This is a genomic window from Pseudomonas inefficax (genome assembly GCF_900277125.1).
GTDB classification, from domain to species: Bacteria; Pseudomonadota; Gammaproteobacteria; order Pseudomonadales; family Pseudomonadaceae; genus Aquipseudomonas; species Aquipseudomonas inefficax.
Window position 1 is genome coordinate 75,308 of record NZ_OPYN01000164.1, and the last position, 15,482, is coordinate 90,789.

A 15,482-nucleotide genomic window follows, 5' to 3' on the forward strand; every position below is an offset into this window, starting at 1 on the left:
CGGTCAGCGCCGTGCCGACAACTGCTGTGGCGCCAGGAACGCATCATGGAAGTAATTGCGCACAGCCTGCATTGCCGGGCTGAACGCCCGTTCCCGGTGCCAGGCCAAGCCAACGCTCATCGGCGTCACCGGGTCGCTGATAGTCACCGTCTCGATGCGCTTGCCCTCCAGCGACCAAGGCCGATGCACCAGGTCCGACAGGATCGCCACACCGCTGCCATTGGCGACCATGCTGCGCACGGCCTCCACCGAACTGGTCCGCACCCGCACTTTCGGCCGCTGCCCGGCCTGTTCCCAATAGCGCATGGCGCTTTGCTCCGCCTCATCCACGGTCAGCAGGATGAACGGCTCGCAGGCTACGTCAGCCAGGCTTACCGCCGAGCGCTCGCACAACGGATGGTGGCCGGGCAGCCATAGGCGCCGTTCAGAGTTGAACAGGGTTTCCGAGACAATGTCCGGGTGGGTGAGGTTGGCGGTGAGCACCACTGCCATGTCGAAACGCCCCTCCAGCAAGCCTTGTTCGATGGCGCTGCGCTCCTGCTCGAACAGCTCCAGAGTCACGTCCGGGTGCCAGTGCTCCAGCCGCTGCAGGTGATGGGGCAGGAAGTAGCCGATCACCGTGTAGCTTGCTGCCAGGCGCAACAGGCCACTGGCACGCACATCCGGCAGCGGGCTGTTCAGTGCGTCGTCCACGCTGCGCAGGATCACGTAGGCGCGGTTCAGGAAGTGTCGGCCGGCCTCGGTCAGGCTCATGCCCTGGGCCGAGCGCTGGAACAGCAGCATGCCGAGCATCGCCTCCAGCTCCTTGATCGCCGTGGTGACCGCAGATTGGGAAATGTTCAGGTGGATCGCCGCCTGGGAAATCTGGCCGATCTCGGCGGTGGCGACGAAATAGCGGACCTGGCGCAGGGTCAGTGACACGGTAGGCTCCCGGGGTATCTGATTTTCAGAAGACACCCTATCTGTTTATAGATCTTCCCAAGGGGGTGCGCAGAATCTAACGTGGCTTGCATGTGGTCACAAGCGCCAGGAGAGACAGTCATGCAGGTGGTGGATTTCAATTCGGACATGGGTGAGGGGTTCGGCCCGTGGACCATTGGCGACGGCGTCGACAACGAGCTGATGGGCTACATCAGCACGGCCAACATCGCCACCGGCTTTCACGCTGGTGACCCCGGCACCATGCGCCGCACCGTTGAGCGGGCCAAGGCCCTGGGCGTCGCAGTGGGGGCGCACCCTGGGTTTCGCGACCTGGTCGGTTTCGGCCGCCGGCACATCAATGCCCCGGCCCAGGAACTGGTCGACGACATGCTCTACCAGCTCGGCGCGCTGCGTGAAATTGCCCGCGCCCAGGGCGTGCGCCTGCAGCACATCAAACCGCACGGTGCCCTGTACATGCATCTGGCACGTGACGAAGAAGCTGCACGGCTGCTAGTGGAAAACCTGCGGGTGATCGAGCCTGAGCTGCTGTTGTACTGCATGCCGGGTTCGGTGATCTGCCGCATTGCCCAGGACCTTGGCCAGCCGGTAATTCGTGAGTTCTACGCCGACCGCGAATACGACCTGAGCGGTTCGATCGTGTTCACCCGAAATGTGCGGGGCCATGAGCCCAAGGCGGTCGCTGAACGGGTGTTGCGGGCTTGCCAGCAAGGCGTGGTGCGCACGGTCGAGGGGCAGGACCTGGCCATCGAATTCGACTCCATCTGCCTGCACAGCGATACCCCAGGGGCGCTCGACCTGGTCGAGGCCACGCGCATGGCGCTGGACGCTGCCGGCATCGTGGTGCGAGCACCACGCTGAATCCGTGGGGCCTCTGGCAGGTATCAGCCGGAGCCCGTGCAATTTGCTTTCGCCTGCCTTTCTGTAAAGACTCCAAAAAAAGGAACAGTCATGGCCGAACCGCTCGCTTCAACCCCTATCCGCTACAGCTTTGGCGCCGACGAGCACCTGTTTGCCGAAGTCAGCGAGAGCATGTCGCTGGAGGCCTTTTTCAAAGGCATGGCCGTCACCCGCGCGGTGGAGCGGCTGGCCCTGGATGGCGTGCTGGATGTATGCCTGGCCAACGCCTCGTTCCAGATTCGCTTCGACCCGGACCGTATCGCGCCGCAGGTGCTGCTGGCGGCGGTGCGCGGTGCCGAAGCGCAGGCGGTGGCCGAGCGCTCGTTGCAGACGCGGATCATCGAGATTCCAGTGCTGTACAACGACCCCTGGACCCATGAAACGCTGATGCGTTTTCGTGACCGCCACCAGGACCCCGGCAGCACCGACCTGGAGTATGCCGCGCGGGTCAACGGCCTGACCGATGTCGAGGGGTTCATTGCCGCGCACAGCGGCGCGCCGTGGTTCGTGTCGATGGTCGGGTTCGTTGCCGGCTTGCCGTTCATGTTCCAGATGGTCGAGCGCGAGCGGCAACTGCAGGTGCCCAAGTACCTGCGCCCGCGTACCGACACGCCAAAGCTCACCCTTGGCCATGGCGGCTGCTTCGGCTGCATCTATTCGGTGCGCGGGGCAGGCGGCTACCAGATGTTCGGCGTCACCCCGGCGCCGATCTACGACCCGCAGCAGACATTGAACTACCTGAAGGAGCACATGGTGTTCTTCCGCCCGGGAGACATCGTGCAGTTCAAGCCCATCGACCGCCGCACCTACGACCAGGCGGTGGCGGATGTCGAAGACGGCCGTTTCGACCTGCGCATTCGCCCGGTGGAATTTTCCCTGGATGCGTTTCTCGCCGACCCGGTCGGTTATCCACGGACTTTGCAGGTGCTGGCATGATCAAGGTACTCAAACCCGGGCTGGCTACCTCGGTGCAGGACCTGGGCCGCGAAGGCTACTACCACCTAGGCATCCCGCCGTCCGGCGCCCTCGACCAGTACGCGCTGAGGGCGGCCAACCACCTGGTGGGCAACCCGGCCGGCAGCGCCGGCCTTGAGTGTGCGCTGGTAGGGCCGGAGCTGGAGTTCCAGCAGGATGCACTGGTGGCTGTTTGCGGTGCGCAGATGCCGGCCTTGCTCGATGGCCGCGAGCAACGTCCGGACACGGCATTTGACGTACGTGCCGGGCAGGTGTTGCGTTTCGGCTTCCCTACTGCAGGTGCCCGGGCCTATCTGGCGGTGGCCGGCGGTATCGATGTACCCGAGGTGCTCGGTAGCCGCTCCACCTATGCGTTGGGTGTATTGGGTGGCTTCCATGGGCGCAAGCTGATGGCGGGTGACCTGTTGCCGGTCGGCATGCCCAGCGGCAAGACCCGCGCCGGCGCGAGCCTGCCAATGGCCCTGCGCCAGGCCTTGGGCGGCGAGGTGGTGCTGCGGGTGGTGCCGGGGTTGTATTTTCATCGCCTGACCAAGGCTGCAGCGCAAAGCTTTTTCACCGAAGCCTGGACGGTCGGTTCCGAGGCAGACCGTATCGGCTATCGCTACAAGGGCGGCAGTGCCTTGAGCTTCCAGCCACGGGAGCAGCCGTTCGGGGCCGGCTCGGACCCGTCGAACATCGTTGACAGCTGCTACCCGATCGGTTCGATCCAGGTACCCGCGGGGCTGGAGCCGATCATCCTGCACCGTGATGCGGTGTCGGGTGGTGGCTACGCCATGATCGGCACGGTGATCAGCGCCGACCTGGACCTGATCGGGCAGATGCAGCCCAACCAGCAGGCGCGGTTCCTGGAGGTCAGCCTGGAGGACGCACTGGAGGCTCGGCGCTCGTACAAGAAGAAGCTGAGTTGCCTGGCCAGGTTGTTTGGCTGATTGATCGGTTGCGGCGCTGCGCCGCCCACACATGGGCTGGCGCAGTCTTTGTAGGAGCGGCCTTGTGTCGCGAAAGGGCCGCAGAGCGGCCCCGGAATTCCGGCATCACAGCGTCCAGACAAGCCAAAAGGAGAAAAATCCTACAGCGCTTTGGGACGCACCACGCTCCTCGAAGAATTGATTCCCCGATAGTGTTCATGTCTTCAGCCTACTGGAAGACAAGGACCTCTTCATGCCCGCCCCATCTGCTGTTCGTCCTGGAAAATTCCAGACCGCCAACGCTGCCCATGACGTAACCGAAAGCAGCCTGCATGCCATCCTCGATGTCCAGGAGGGCACCGATTCACCCTATCCGCCCGGTCAGGGCAGGCGCGCAGATCATGAGGGTTATCCAGCCGACCCGGACTTCCAGCTTCGCGGCGGCTTCGCCAACCTGATGCTCGACGCGGCCAATCCGCTGTTCGGCCTGGCCATTCGCCTGCAAACGCTGGATGACCTACCCAACATCGAACAGGTGCACAAGACCCTGCAGATCCAGGTCAGCGCCATCCGCGACGAAATACAGCAGCACGGTTATTCCACTGTGCACCTCGAAGCCTATTCCTACGCCTTGTGTCTCTATCTGGACGAGACCGTGATGAGCCGCCCCTGGGGGAACAATTCGTGCTGGAGCCACGAACCGCTGCTCAGCATCTTCCATGACGAAACCCAGGGCGGCGAGAAGATCTTCGTGTTGCTGGAGCGCTTGATGCAGTCGCCCAAGGAGTTCCAGGATGTGCTGGAGTTCCTGTACTTCTGCTTTTGCCTGGGCCTGAAGGGCAAGTACGCCCTGGACCCGAAGTGCGATGAAATCATCAATGCCCTGATTTCGCGAATGCACAAGGTCATTCGTGAACTGCGCGGCCCCACGCCGCAATTTGCGGGCGATCCGTATACCAACGTGGTCCATCGTCCCCACCGCATGCGGCGCTGGGAATGGCCCTGGTGGAGCCCGTTGGTGATCTCCGCCATCGCCATGGTCTGCGCCTACTGCTACTACAGCTACCGCCTGAGCTTGATTACCGCCGAAGTGCTGGAGTCGCTCAACGGCATCTTGCAGCAGTAGCAGGGGGGATCCGCATGCCTAGCCAATCCGACTTGCGCTTCACCTTCCAGCCGCTGGCTGGCCAGAGTGACTTCGAAGTGGTTTCGTTCGAACTCGACGAAATGATCAGCTCACCGTTCCAGCTGAAGCTGGAATTGATCAGTTTTGAAGACCAGGTCGACTTCGGCCAGTTGCTCGACAAACCGGTGCTGTTCACGATCTGGCGCGGTGAGCGCCCCCTGCGCTATGTGCATGGCCTGGTCAGCAGCTTCAGCCAGGGTGAGACGGGGTTCTATCGCACCCGTTACCGCGCCCTGGTCGAGCCCGTGCTGTCCCGTGCCGGCTTGCGTTCGAACTGGCGCATCTTCCAGCAGAAAACCGTACCGCAGATTCTCGAACTGATGCTCAAGCGCCAGGGTATTGCCCGTTTCGAAATCAAGAGTATGGGCGAGCACCAGGTGCGCGAGTTCTGCGTACAGGCCGGTGAAACGGACCTCGACTTCATCGCCCGCCTGGCGGGTGAAGAGGGTTTCGTCTATCGCTTCGAGCACACACCGAAACACCACCTGCTGGTCATCACCGACCGGCTGCTGGCGCTGGGGCAGATCAGCCGAGGCGCGATCAAGGCCGACGACGAGGATGAAGGCTTCTTCGATGAAGGCGACATCGGTCCCGACCAGGTGCTGTACCGCGCCAACAGCGGTGGTGACCAGGCCAGGCCTTGCCTGCGCCGCCTGCGTTACAGCGAGCAGGTACGCACTGCTCGACAGGTACAGCGGGACTACACCTTCACCAACCCGCAATACCGGCAGGAACACCGCGCAAGTGACAGTGGCATCACCCATCAGTCCCGGGACTATGAGCGCTTCGACTACCCCGGCCGCTACAAGCGCGATGCGGTCGGTGTACCCTTTACCGCTACCCGCCTGACGGCCCTGCGCCATGACGCCCGTATTGCCGAAGTCGAGGGTGACGATGTACGCCTGCAACCGGGGCTGAGCTTTACCCTCATCGAGCATCCGCGCAAAGACCTCAACGCCCATTGGCGTGTAATGCGCGTGCATCACGAGGGTAGCCAGTTCACCAGCCTGCAAGAAGAAGCGGCTGGAGCCGAACAAGGAACGCGCTACTCGCAGGAAGCCGTGCTGGTGCCCGGTCGGATCGAATGGCGACCTGCGCCGCTGGACAAACCGCGCATCGATGGGCCGCACATGGCCACCGTCGTCGGGCCGCCCGGGGAAGAGATCTACTGCGACGAGTGGGGCCGGGTCAAGGTGAGCTTCCCCTGGGACCGGGAGAGCGAGAACAACGAGTTCAGCTCCTGCTGGGTACGCGTGTCGCAGGGCTGGGCCGGCGGCAGCTGGGGCTCGATGGCTATCCCACGCATCGGCCAGGACGTGATCATCCAGTACGTCAACGCCGACCCCGACCAGCCGATGATCACCGGGCGTACCTATTGCGGCAACCAGCTACCGCCGTACGACCTGCCCGAACACAAGACCCGCATGACCATCAAGAGCCAGACCCACAAGGGCGATGGCTTCAACGAGCTGCGCTTCGAGGACGAACTGGGCAAGGAAGAAGTGTTCATCCATGCCCAGCGGGACCAGAACAATGTAGTCGGTAACGATGAGACCACGCGTGTGGGGCGTAATCGTGTCGAGCAGGTCGGCAATGATGAGCACTTGAATATCGGCCATGACTTCCGCCAGGAAACCGGGCGTGACCATACCCAGCTCATCGGGCAAACCTGCCGCGTGGACATCAAGCATGATCTGATCGAGAAGATAGGCAACGACCGCAGCGAGTCAACAGGGGCCAATCACCAGGCCTTTGTCGGAAAGAACGCCGAACTTGTCGTCAAAGGTGCACAAAAGGTCACGGTCGGGCAGGGCATGGAGCAACATACGACGATCTATCAGGTGCGCGCCAGTGAGCGCATCGAGTTCATGACCGCGGGCGGCAGCATTGTACTGGATGGGCAGGGCATCACCATCAATGGGCTGAAACTCGACCTGCTGGGGCAAACCAGCGCGGCTGCGTCAGGGGCTGGAGGCAGCCAGCCACTCACGCTTGCGCCTGACGCCAGCAACAAGTGCGAGGCCAAGGCCTGATGCGCACTGATAACCTGACCAGGCTCATCGAAAGCCACCATGGGGAGCACTTGTACTGCCATGTGCTGATAGATCCGCTTGCCACTGTTCACAATGGCGACCACGCCGTACTTGCCCCGCTGCGCAATGCCCTGGGTGAGCAGGCATTGACCCGTGTGCACCGGGCCGACCTGGCCCATGCCCCTCAACTGCATCCCGTACTGGTCTGCCTGGCTTCGCCCGGAACTGCCCCCAGTCGCTGTCTGCTGGAACTGACTGCTCGGGCAGCGCAGAGGGCGCTGTTTCAGCAACGGCGTTACCTGTGTGGCTGGCTGTTCAGCGAGGCGTCTTCGGCCACTGTCGCATCCCATCTCACAGCCTTGTGTCGGCTACCCGATTCCAATCGGGAGTTCGGCAGCTACCCGGTCTACGAACCCGTGCGCCTGGAATTGCTTGCAGCGATGTTCGAGCGGCTCGAACAAGGCCCATGGTGGCCGATCAGTGACTGGTTGTTCCTCAGTAGCGGTGGACGGTTGGCAAGCCTGAAAGGGCAGAGCGGGCGGCGACACCCTTTGCCGGCACCTGCGCGGCGAATTCAGGATGACGTGGGGCTGATCGAACGTGTGCTGGCTACCTGGAGAGTGTTGCGGGCGGGTTCGCACCATGCCCATCAGTGTCAGATTCCAGCGTTTGCTGCGGTGCGTGCTTCGAACCATGTCGATGATGCACGCAGGTTGGGCCTGAGCGAGAGGGAGGACATCGTGGCTTTCGCTCTCCATCACCTGTGTATTCACCCCAGGCTGCATACCGTACCTGCGGTAAGCGAAATGGTCGACGCAGCAGCCAGAGGCAGGGCACCGCTTGCCGCGTTGCTTGCGCGCTACTCCGAGGCGCAATGGCGCCAACTGATCGAATGCCTGCCGAAGTCCGAGAGTCGCTTATGACCATCAGCCAACGAATCGCCATTGCAGTCGCCGAAGCCGCGCTGCCGCACGACCAGTGCATGTCCTGCGAGCGCCAGGGCCTGCCGATCCTGCCGCTGCGTTGCGCCCTGGTGCCGGATACCCGCCCCGAGTGTGTCTCCACCGTCGCGGATAACCGGCATATCTCGACGAAGATGGGGTTGCGCACCTTGCGCATGGGCTACCTGTATGTGCTGCTCGACCAGCAGGTCTGGCATGCCTATGCCGTCAGCGAACAGGGTCACCTGCGCCGCTTCAACCCTTACGAGCCGCCAGACGGCCCGCCATCGCCACTGCCGGAAAAATGCGTGAACGCAGACCACGACATTCCTTCGGCCTTTCTCAACATCGATACCAGCAGGTACACCAGCGCCTGGCTGGCCTTCTCCAGCGATCCCTGGCCGGTCAGTGTGCTGAATGCGTACAAGAGCGGCGCGTCGCCGGCGCATCGCTTCGAGGGCCTGGACCTGACTCAGGCGCGCAGCAATCCCGAGTTGCTGGGCATTGCCATGACGCCCGAGAAGCTTGGGGTCGACCAGCAGGTATTCGAGTACGCCCAGCATGGCTGCGCCCCCTTCGACAGTGCGCATGGTTTCCACAGCCGCTGGCTGCGCCGGTTCGCCCTGCGTGGCTATCTGGTCAATGCGATCAACCGGCACCAGCTGGAAAACGGCGTGCTGGCAGTGGTGCTCGACGACACCATCGGGCTGATTCAGGAATACAACCATCAGCGGCTGAACTGGGTGGTGAAACGCCAGGTGTGGCGTGAAGACCCCATGCGCGCCTATCAGCTGCAGACCTCGCAGATCCTGCAGATCATTCGTGCCACGCACAGGGAGTGGGCGGCGCAGGAGGTGCCGTCGCTGGAACCGATGACGGGTGATGGGCCACCAGCGTTTGTTGAGCCGACAGTCGAGCGGCAGCGGTTGGTCGAGCGTGCGCAGCAGGAGAGTGACGAGCGGCTTGAACAACGCTACCACGAGCCGCAGCGGGCGGCGTTCCAGGCTGAATACGACCAGCAGGAGCGCGAGTTTCAGCGCTACATCGACAAGGATGCGCAGGCGTACGTTGCCTTGTTCGATACGCCCATGTTCAAGGTGGCCGAAGCGTACGACTATGACGGTAACGATCGTGAGTCCGGGGTGGCCTACGCCAAGACCATGGCCTTGTGCCTGGGTGGTGGCGTTACCGAAGCGGTCGTCCCCCGCCTTGAGCCGCATGTTCCCGCTTCCGGCACCAGCGAACTGCTCTGGTTGAAATGGCTGCAGGACCCGGACAGCCCGCCCTACCGCGCCTTGCTGATGCGGGATCGCTCTCTGCTGGCCGGGCTGCTGCCCAGTTTCTCCGCCGCAGAAGCGATCAACTGGAACGACAGCGACAAGCTCTACGGCATGCTGAGCAAGATCATCGCCAGCGATGACGCCGGCCTGCGCATGCGCAATACCCTCAAGCAGGCCATTGCTGAAACGCAGAGCGCGCTCAATGCGGCCAGTCAGCGGCTGGCGCCCTGTCTGTCACCTGGCATTCAGAAGGCCGTGCGCCATCTGAACAGCGCCACGCAGTTTCTCTACAACGGCGTGCACCTGATCGAACTGGAAGTGAAGATGAAGCTGGGCGAGTACTACGCCTTGCAGAGCGCGCACCTTCGGGAGTTGCAGCACAAGGCCAATGCGTCGATCGCCGAGGCGCGGGACCGGATGCGCCGCAATATCGATGACTTCGAGTTTGGCTCGATGAAGGCCATGCGCAAGGTGAGACCGATTATCCAGCACGGCTTGATGAGCCTGGCCGTGCTCGATCCACGGCTCACCAACACCATGATCAGTGTGACGGTGTGGGTCGAGGGCAAGGCTGAAGAGGTGCATGGGCGATTGTTCCAGGAAGCCAACATTGGCGTAACCCAGGCGAGCAGTGCGGCGCAGCTTGCCTTGGTGGATATCTCGGTGGCGGCGGGGACGTTGGAAGCCGATGCGCGCAAATTATTGCAGGGGATGAAGATCACGTCGCAGCAGGCGGCCCGATTGGTAAAAACCGGTTTTTCCGGGTTGCGCGGGATTGCTGGCAGCTGGGAGGTTCTGCTGGCGATAGGCGGGTTGTATTTGCAACAGGACAGCCTGGGCAGGAATCAGGAAAAGGCGGAAACGGAGATTGGGCCCAAGGCGTATGAGGCCAAGTTGGCGTTGCAAGGATCGTACTTGGGAGTGTTGGGAGGGCATATCGAACTGGTTGGGCTCATTTTGAGATCAAGTGCTGGTCCATTGAATGTGGGGTGGGCAAAGAGTGTAGCAGCCACTGGGGGAGTCTTGATAAGGCTTGGTGCTTTGGTGAGTGCGGTTGCAGGAGTCTTTGATACGGCTCAAGCAATCAATGCGGCCAGGCGAACTGCCGCTGCGGGTGATGATGCCGCATACCAGCGACATCTAATTTCGGCCGGTTTGTATGTTCTTGGCACTGTCGCTTTCGGATTCGCAGTACTCAATCCCTTGGTTATCGGCCCGCTGGGATTGGCGATCGCCCTCACGCTTGCTGCTTATCAACTAAGCAAGCGCGCTCAGGAAAATGAATCAACTGATCTGGAGCGCTGGGTAAGGCGGTGCTGCTTTGGAAAAGCAGACGAAAAGCCGACCATTCATTGGAATGTTCCAGAACAAGCGGATATCGCTTTTGCCGAACTCAATGCTGCCACGCTAGGCGTTCAGGCGAAGTTGAATTTTGAGTCGCGCTTGGCAACTAATCCCGGGCTTCCGAAAATCGGTGGCTTGACTAGCACGGAAATAATTAAGGAACTGAAATTCTTGATCGCTTTGCCTATGTACGACGAGCGTTCTTCGGGATATCGCTGGAAGTTGATTGCGCATCGTCACGGTGACGGTAATCACCCTGACTACGTTGGCGGGGAAACTATTGCTTCGGGCAATTTTTTTGCGAGCTCTGAAAAATTCCTCTCGCCGTCCTCTTCATTTTCGAGCTTCGCGCCTTCACAAATACCCGACCACGACTGCAATTATTCAATTAGCGAGAAGCGAAAACCTTATTCTACTGAACTCAGCCAGTTAGAGATTTCGGGCTCGATAGCGCTTATGGCGACTATAGGAAAACACACAATTGAGGCAGCTACGCTGTTGGTCATGTACTGGCCGGATCGGAGCCTGCCAAGTGGGTACGTTGAGGTTTGTGCCAGGGAGGTTAACGAGTGAAACGTGATGGTAAAGTTTTGTGGGAGCGCGCCTTAGGCTGGAGTCATGATCTTCCCAAAGTAAATGAAGTACCAAAATGGCGGAACGTGTGGGCGAGTGTCAAGCCGGCACCCAATTATTTCGATGATGTATATCTAGAATTACCACGGAGCAGCACCATCCTTCGAGGTGTTATATTTTTGATTGGAGTTCCGGGCTTACTATTTGTTCTAGGAATGACGCTTTACTTATACTGGATCCTTTTGCATGGCAGTTGGCCGCGCGACTGGCTTACAAATATATCAATAGCTCTTCTTCCGGTAGCATTATGGGCTTTGATTCCCTATGTCAGACTTGATCTGGTTACGCCTAGAGATGAGCCAATTCGCTTCAATCGACTTCGCCAAAAGATATATATTTATGAGTTTCGATATGACCGCATATTCATCTTCAGCCGCAAACGCTGGGGCGTCAAACCGGTCGCCTACAACTGGGACGACGTAACCGCCGAAGTCTACCGAGTCTACGCCCCCGGCCACGGTGGCCTGATCGAAAACGTCATGCTGTCGGTCCGCAATCCGGAAACCAACGAAGTCATCGACCGCGTGTTCTTCACCTATGACCTCTACCAAGGCGAAGCCTACTGGGCCATCGCCCGGCTATTCATGCAGCAAGGCCCCGAAGCCCTGCCGAAGTTCGTGCACCCACCCCGTGACTGGAACGATGACGATGGCCTGAGCCACATGCATTGCCTGGCACCCAAGGTTAATTGGCCGGAGGACATTGACCGTGAGTCTCGTACTGCCCCACCTGAGTGAGAGGGCCGCTGAACCCCAAGCCTAGAAGGTATAGGCTGCCCTGGGTTGCGGCAGCCTCACTCTTCCCGCATGGCCACTGCCCAGTCAGGCCCTACGGCAGGTTGTTCCCCGCTCTGCTTGCCATCATCAGCCAGGCCGCCATCGCCCTACCAATCACTGTTTCCACGGAACTGAATGCATGAAAGGAAAGAGAAAGATGCTACCTTCCCGAGGGGTGGGCTGGAAGTATGATCTTCCTCCGCATGATATTGCACCCGCGCAGCGCGAGGCGTGTTTGGCATCTAATTTAAAGATCAATCGGGCTGGACGTATATTTATCGAGTTTCCACGGTCGTCGATCAGCATGCGGGGGATATCTTTTTTCGGAGGCTTGATTATTTTAACCTACACCATGGTATTTATCGTGCCAGACATCATCACTTCTCTCCTTGACGACTGGCAATCTGGAATTGAAATTACGGCCATAGGCATCATGATTGTAACTCTTTCAACCTGGGCCTTACTTCCACTCTTTCGTATGGACCTACGACTTCCTCGAGATGAACCCATACGCTTCAATAGAGCACGCCAAAAAGTCTATTTTTACGAGTACAGGTTTGATCGCCTATACCCCTTCGGCAGCAAGGGTTGGGGGGTAAAACCCGTGGTCTATGACTGGGCCGACCTAACTGCCGAGGTCTACAAGGTATACGCCCCAATGGGCTACGGCGGCCCTATTGAAAATGTGATGATATCGGTTCGTAAAACAGGCACCGAGGAAGTCATCGACCGCCTGTTCCTGTGTGATGACATAGAGCAAGGCAAGCAGTATTGGGCACTGGCACGTTTGTATATGCAAAGTGGCTATGACGCTCTTCCTGACTGTATACGCCCTTTGCAGGGTCAGAAGGTTGGCAATGGTCTGAACCCGATGCAATACCTCGCCCCCAAGGTCCGATGGCCAGCGGAAATCGACCTTGAGTCTCGCAGTGCACCGACAACGGGAAGTCTTCTAAACCGCTAGCGCGGGATGTTGAAGGCTCAGCAAGCACCCTGGCTGCAAACCAGACAATGCGTTGGATTGTTTGCGATCAAACCGCCCTCACGGGAACACCGCACCCTTCGCCGTAGCTGCAGTACTTGTGCGAGCGGCTACGCCCGCGAACACCGGCGAAGCCGCGAAACTTCTGTTAGGTGTTGGCCAGAGGCGACTACCAGATGCATATCGAAATTAGGATTAGGGAAACTAACGAATGAAAGCCAAGTCCAGAGTTATTTGCGAGCGGGCTTTGTACTGGAGTCACGATCTGCCGGACGTCAACTCGGATGCAGTCCCGCGATTAAGTTTTGAGGATATAGACCCCTCACCAAATTTTTGTGATTCGGTGTACCTCGAACTTCCTCGATCCACTGTCAGTTTACGTGGTATCACAGTGCTGATAGGGGGACCTATCTTGGTTTTTTCTGTGGGTGCATTAATCTACATGCACTGGAGGTTTTTTGGTATCTACTGGTCGAATAATTGGGGCACTGACATCCTCTCATCGTTAGCGATTTTGATCGGCATGTGGGCTACTGCGACATATGTAAAGATGGACCTGCTGCTCCCACGAGACGAACCAATCCGCTTCAATCGCCTACGACGCAAAATCTATCTCTATCAATTCAGATTCCACTACATCTATCTGTTCAGCCGCAAACACTGGGGCGTCAAACCGATCGCCTACAACTGGGACGACGTAACCGCCGAAGTCTACCGAGTCTACGCCCCCGGCCACGGGGGCCTGATCGAGAACGTCATGCTGTCGGTACGCAACCCGGAAACCAACGAAGTCATCGACCGCGTGTTCTTCACCCACAACCTCTACCAAGGCGAAGCCTACTGGGCCATCGCCCGGCTATTCATGCAGCAAGGCCCCGAAGCCCTGCCGAAGTTCGTGCACCCACCCCGTGACTGGAACGATGACGATGGCCTGAGCCACATGCATTGCCTGGCACCCAAGGTTCATTGGCCGGAGGATATTGACCGTGAGTCCCGTACTGCCCCAACTGAATAAGAGGGCCGATGCCCCGGAGGCCTAGACGGTAAGGATCACCATACCTTTCAAGGCAGCCGCAGTACCTGTGGGAGCGGGCATGCCCGCGAACACCGGCGTAGCCGGTGCCAGCCACCGCGTTGGATTCTTCGCGGGCACGCCAGCTCCCACAGTTTGGTTCAATGCCTCAAGCGTTAGCCGACACTGGACGTGGCGCACGCACACCCCACAACCAGTAACCCAGGGTTAGCAGCACCAACCAGCCAACCCCGACATACATGGCTGTGCGGCTGGCAGGGAACCAACCGAGCACACCAAAAATGAACACCATGAAAGCAATCGCGCAAGCCGGCCCTACCGGCCACAGCGGCACACGATAATCCAGTGCAGCCGCCTCCTCCTTGCTCATGCCGCGCCGCATGGCCACTTGAGAAAGCAGGATCATCAACCAGACCCAGACAATGGAGAACGTGACCACCGCCGCAAGAACCAGGAACAAGTCTTCCGGCACCAGGTAGTTCAACACCACGCCCAGAAGCAGCGCGACGCCCATCACCGCGACCGTCATCCACGGCACACCGAAACGCGACAGCGATGCAAAACCTGCAGGCGCCTGGCCGTCCTGAGCCATGCCGTACATCATGCGCCCAGCACTGAAGATATCGCTGTTGATCGCTGAAACAGCAGCTGAAATCACCACGATGTTCAACACAGTTGCCGCTGAACTGATGCCAAGACCACTGAAGATCTGCACGAACGGGCTACCGTGGCTGCCAATGCTGGTCCAAGGGTAAATGGCCATGAGTACGAACAGGGTAAGGATGTAGAACAGCAGGATGCGCAAAGGCACTGAGTTGATAGCCTTCGGCAGCACCCGCTTCGGGTCCCTTGCCTCGCCGGCGGTGATGCCGATCATTTCGACCCCGCCAAAGGCGAACATCACCACAGTGAAGGAAGCGATCATCCCACTGACGCCATTAGGGAAGAACCCGCCGTGGCTCCACAGGTTCGAGACTCCGGCAACCGTGCCTGCATCGTCATTCAACTGGATACCCAGCAGCAGCACAGCCGCGCCTGCCACAATCATGGCAACGATCGCGGTCACCTTCAGCAACGACAGCCAGAACTCCATCTCCCCGAACACTTTCACGCTGCACAGGTTCAGCGCGCCGATAAAGAACACTATCCCGAGCACCCAGATCCAGGCCGGTGTTTCAGGGAACCACAGCCCCATGTAAACGCCAAAGGCCGTCACGTCTGCCAGGCAAACCACCAGCATCGAGAACGCGTAACTCCAACCTGTCAGAAAGCCAAGGTAGCGCCCCAGATACTGGCTGGCATAGTGCCCGAACGAGCCTGACACCGGGTTATGAACCGCCATTTCGCCAAGGGCGCGCATCATCATGTAAATGGCCGCGCCACCTATCAGATAGGCCAGCAACACTGAAGGCCCTGCCAACTTTATTGCCGATGCCGAGCCATAGAACAGCCCCGTACCGATAGCAGAACCTAACGCCATGAAACGAATATGCCGGGTAGAGAGACCCCGCTTCAACTGGTGTGAAGATTGAGCGCTCATAGATACCTTCTT

At 59.6% G+C, this 15,482-nt stretch carries 12 protein-coding genes; 10 read left to right on the plus strand and 2 right to left on the minus strand.

Translation table 11 applies throughout. The features are described 5' to 3' along the window. Positions 1-3: 3 nt before the first annotated feature. The gene (locus JV551A3_RS18755) at positions 4-921 is read right to left on the minus strand and encodes a LysR family transcriptional regulator (RefSeq protein WP_112254264.1); all 918 of its coding nucleotides are present in this window, start codon (positions 919-921) and stop codon (positions 4-6) included. A 120-nt stretch (positions 922-1,041) separates the two neighbouring features. Between JV551A3_RS18755 and JV551A3_RS18760 the strand changes: the two genes are divergently transcribed. The 10 genes from JV551A3_RS18760 to JV551A3_RS18805 all read left to right on the plus strand — a co-directional run bounded on the left by JV551A3_RS18760 (position 1,042) and on the right by JV551A3_RS18805 (position 13,912). Further along, positions 1,042-1,800 carry a 5-oxoprolinase subunit PxpA gene (locus JV551A3_RS18760; protein ID WP_112254263.1) on the plus strand — a complete coding sequence of 253 codons (759 nt, stop codon included), beginning with the start codon at positions 1,042-1,044 and terminating at the stop codon, positions 1,798-1,800. Between the two features lie 90 nt (positions 1,801-1,890). Beyond that, a complete protein-coding gene (locus tag JV551A3_RS18765) occupies positions 1,891-2,775 on the plus strand; it encodes a 5-oxoprolinase subunit B family protein (RefSeq protein WP_133971677.1) in 885 nt (294 codons plus the stop codon). Continuing rightward, positions 2,772-3,743, plus strand: coding sequence for a 5-oxoprolinase subunit C family protein (locus JV551A3_RS18770; RefSeq protein WP_133971679.1), 972 nt, complete (start codon positions 2,772-2,774; stop codon positions 3,741-3,743). Before JV551A3_RS18765 ends, JV551A3_RS18770 begins: the two co-directional genes overlap by 4 nt. A gap of 232 nt (positions 3,744-3,975) precedes the next feature. Beyond that, positions 3,976-4,848 (plus strand): type IVB secretion system protein IcmH/DotU, encoded by an 873-nt coding sequence (icmH, locus tag JV551A3_RS18775; RefSeq protein ID WP_133971681.1) that lies wholly within the window; start codon positions 3,976-3,978, stop codon positions 4,846-4,848. Positions 4,849-4,862: 14 nt separating this feature from the next. Next, positions 4,863-6,941, plus strand: a complete 2,079-nt coding sequence (locus tag JV551A3_RS18780; protein WP_133971683.1) for a type VI secretion system Vgr family protein — start codon at positions 4,863-4,865, stop codon at positions 6,939-6,941. Next, positions 6,941-7,864, plus strand: coding sequence for a hypothetical protein (locus JV551A3_RS18785; RefSeq protein ID WP_133971685.1), 924 nt, complete (start codon positions 6,941-6,943; stop codon positions 7,862-7,864). The genes JV551A3_RS18780 and JV551A3_RS18785 overlap by 1 nt, the downstream gene beginning before the upstream one ends. Next, positions 7,861-11,079, plus strand: coding sequence for a T6SS effector BTH_I2691 family protein (locus tag JV551A3_RS18790; protein WP_133979041.1), 3,219 nt, complete (start codon positions 7,861-7,863; stop codon positions 11,077-11,079). The genes JV551A3_RS18785 and JV551A3_RS18790 overlap by 4 nt, the downstream gene beginning before the upstream one ends. Further along, on the plus strand, positions 11,076-11,876 hold the full coding sequence (locus JV551A3_RS31045) for a DUF6708 domain-containing protein (protein WP_235874607.1): 801 nt from the start codon (positions 11,076-11,078) through the stop codon (positions 11,874-11,876). Before JV551A3_RS18790 ends, JV551A3_RS31045 begins: the two co-directional genes overlap by 4 nt. A gap of 178 nt (positions 11,877-12,054) precedes the next feature. Continuing rightward, the gene (locus JV551A3_RS18800; protein ID WP_235874608.1) at positions 12,055-12,879 is read left to right on the plus strand and encodes a DUF6708 domain-containing protein; all 825 of its coding nucleotides are present in this window, start codon (positions 12,055-12,057) and stop codon (positions 12,877-12,879) included. A gap of 541 nt (positions 12,880-13,420) precedes the next feature. Then, positions 13,421-13,912 (plus strand): DUF6708 domain-containing protein, encoded by a 492-nt coding sequence (locus tag JV551A3_RS18805; RefSeq protein ID WP_328592111.1) that lies wholly within the window; start codon positions 13,421-13,423, stop codon positions 13,910-13,912. Between the two features lie 166 nt (positions 13,913-14,078). Here the strand turns inward: JV551A3_RS18805 and JV551A3_RS18815 are convergent, their stop codons facing one another. Continuing rightward, the gene (locus JV551A3_RS18815) at positions 14,079-15,470 is read right to left on the minus strand and encodes an amino acid permease (protein ID WP_133971398.1); all 1,392 of its coding nucleotides are present in this window, start codon (positions 15,468-15,470) and stop codon (positions 14,079-14,081) included. Between the last annotated feature and the right edge of the window lie 12 nt (positions 15,471-15,482).

Bases quoted from the DNA above. Each gene is read 5' to 3' on its own strand.
- JV551A3_RS18780 (WP_133971683.1), top strand. From the start codon at position 4,863: ATGCCTAGCCAATCCGACTTGCGCTTCACCTTCCAGCCGCTGGCTGGC.
- JV551A3_RS18790 (WP_133979041.1), top strand. From the start codon at position 7,861: ATGACCATCAGCCAACGAATCGCCATTGCAGTCGCCGAAGCCGCGCTG.
- JV551A3_RS18800 (WP_235874608.1), top strand. From the start codon at position 12,055: ATGAAAGGAAAGAGAAAGATGCTACCTTCCCGAGGGGTGGGCTGGAAG.
- JV551A3_RS18770 (WP_133971679.1), top strand. From the start codon at position 2,772: ATGATCAAGGTACTCAAACCCGGGCTGGCTACCTCGGTGCAGGACCTG.
- icmH (WP_133971681.1), top strand. From the start codon at position 3,976: ATGCCCGCCCCATCTGCTGTTCGTCCTGGAAAATTCCAGACCGCCAAC.
- JV551A3_RS18760 (WP_112254263.1), top strand. From the start codon at position 1,042: ATGCAGGTGGTGGATTTCAATTCGGACATGGGTGAGGGGTTCGGCCCG.
- JV551A3_RS18815 (WP_133971398.1), bottom strand. From the start codon at position 15,470: ATGAGCGCTCAATCTTCACACCAGTTGAAGCGGGGTCTCTCTACCCGG.
- JV551A3_RS18805 (WP_328592111.1), top strand. From the start codon at position 13,421: ATGTGGGCTACTGCGACATATGTAAAGATGGACCTGCTGCTCCCACGA.
- JV551A3_RS18765 (WP_133971677.1), top strand. From the start codon at position 1,891: ATGGCCGAACCGCTCGCTTCAACCCCTATCCGCTACAGCTTTGGCGCC.
- JV551A3_RS18785 (WP_133971685.1), top strand. From the start codon at position 6,941: ATGCGCACTGATAACCTGACCAGGCTCATCGAAAGCCACCATGGGGAG.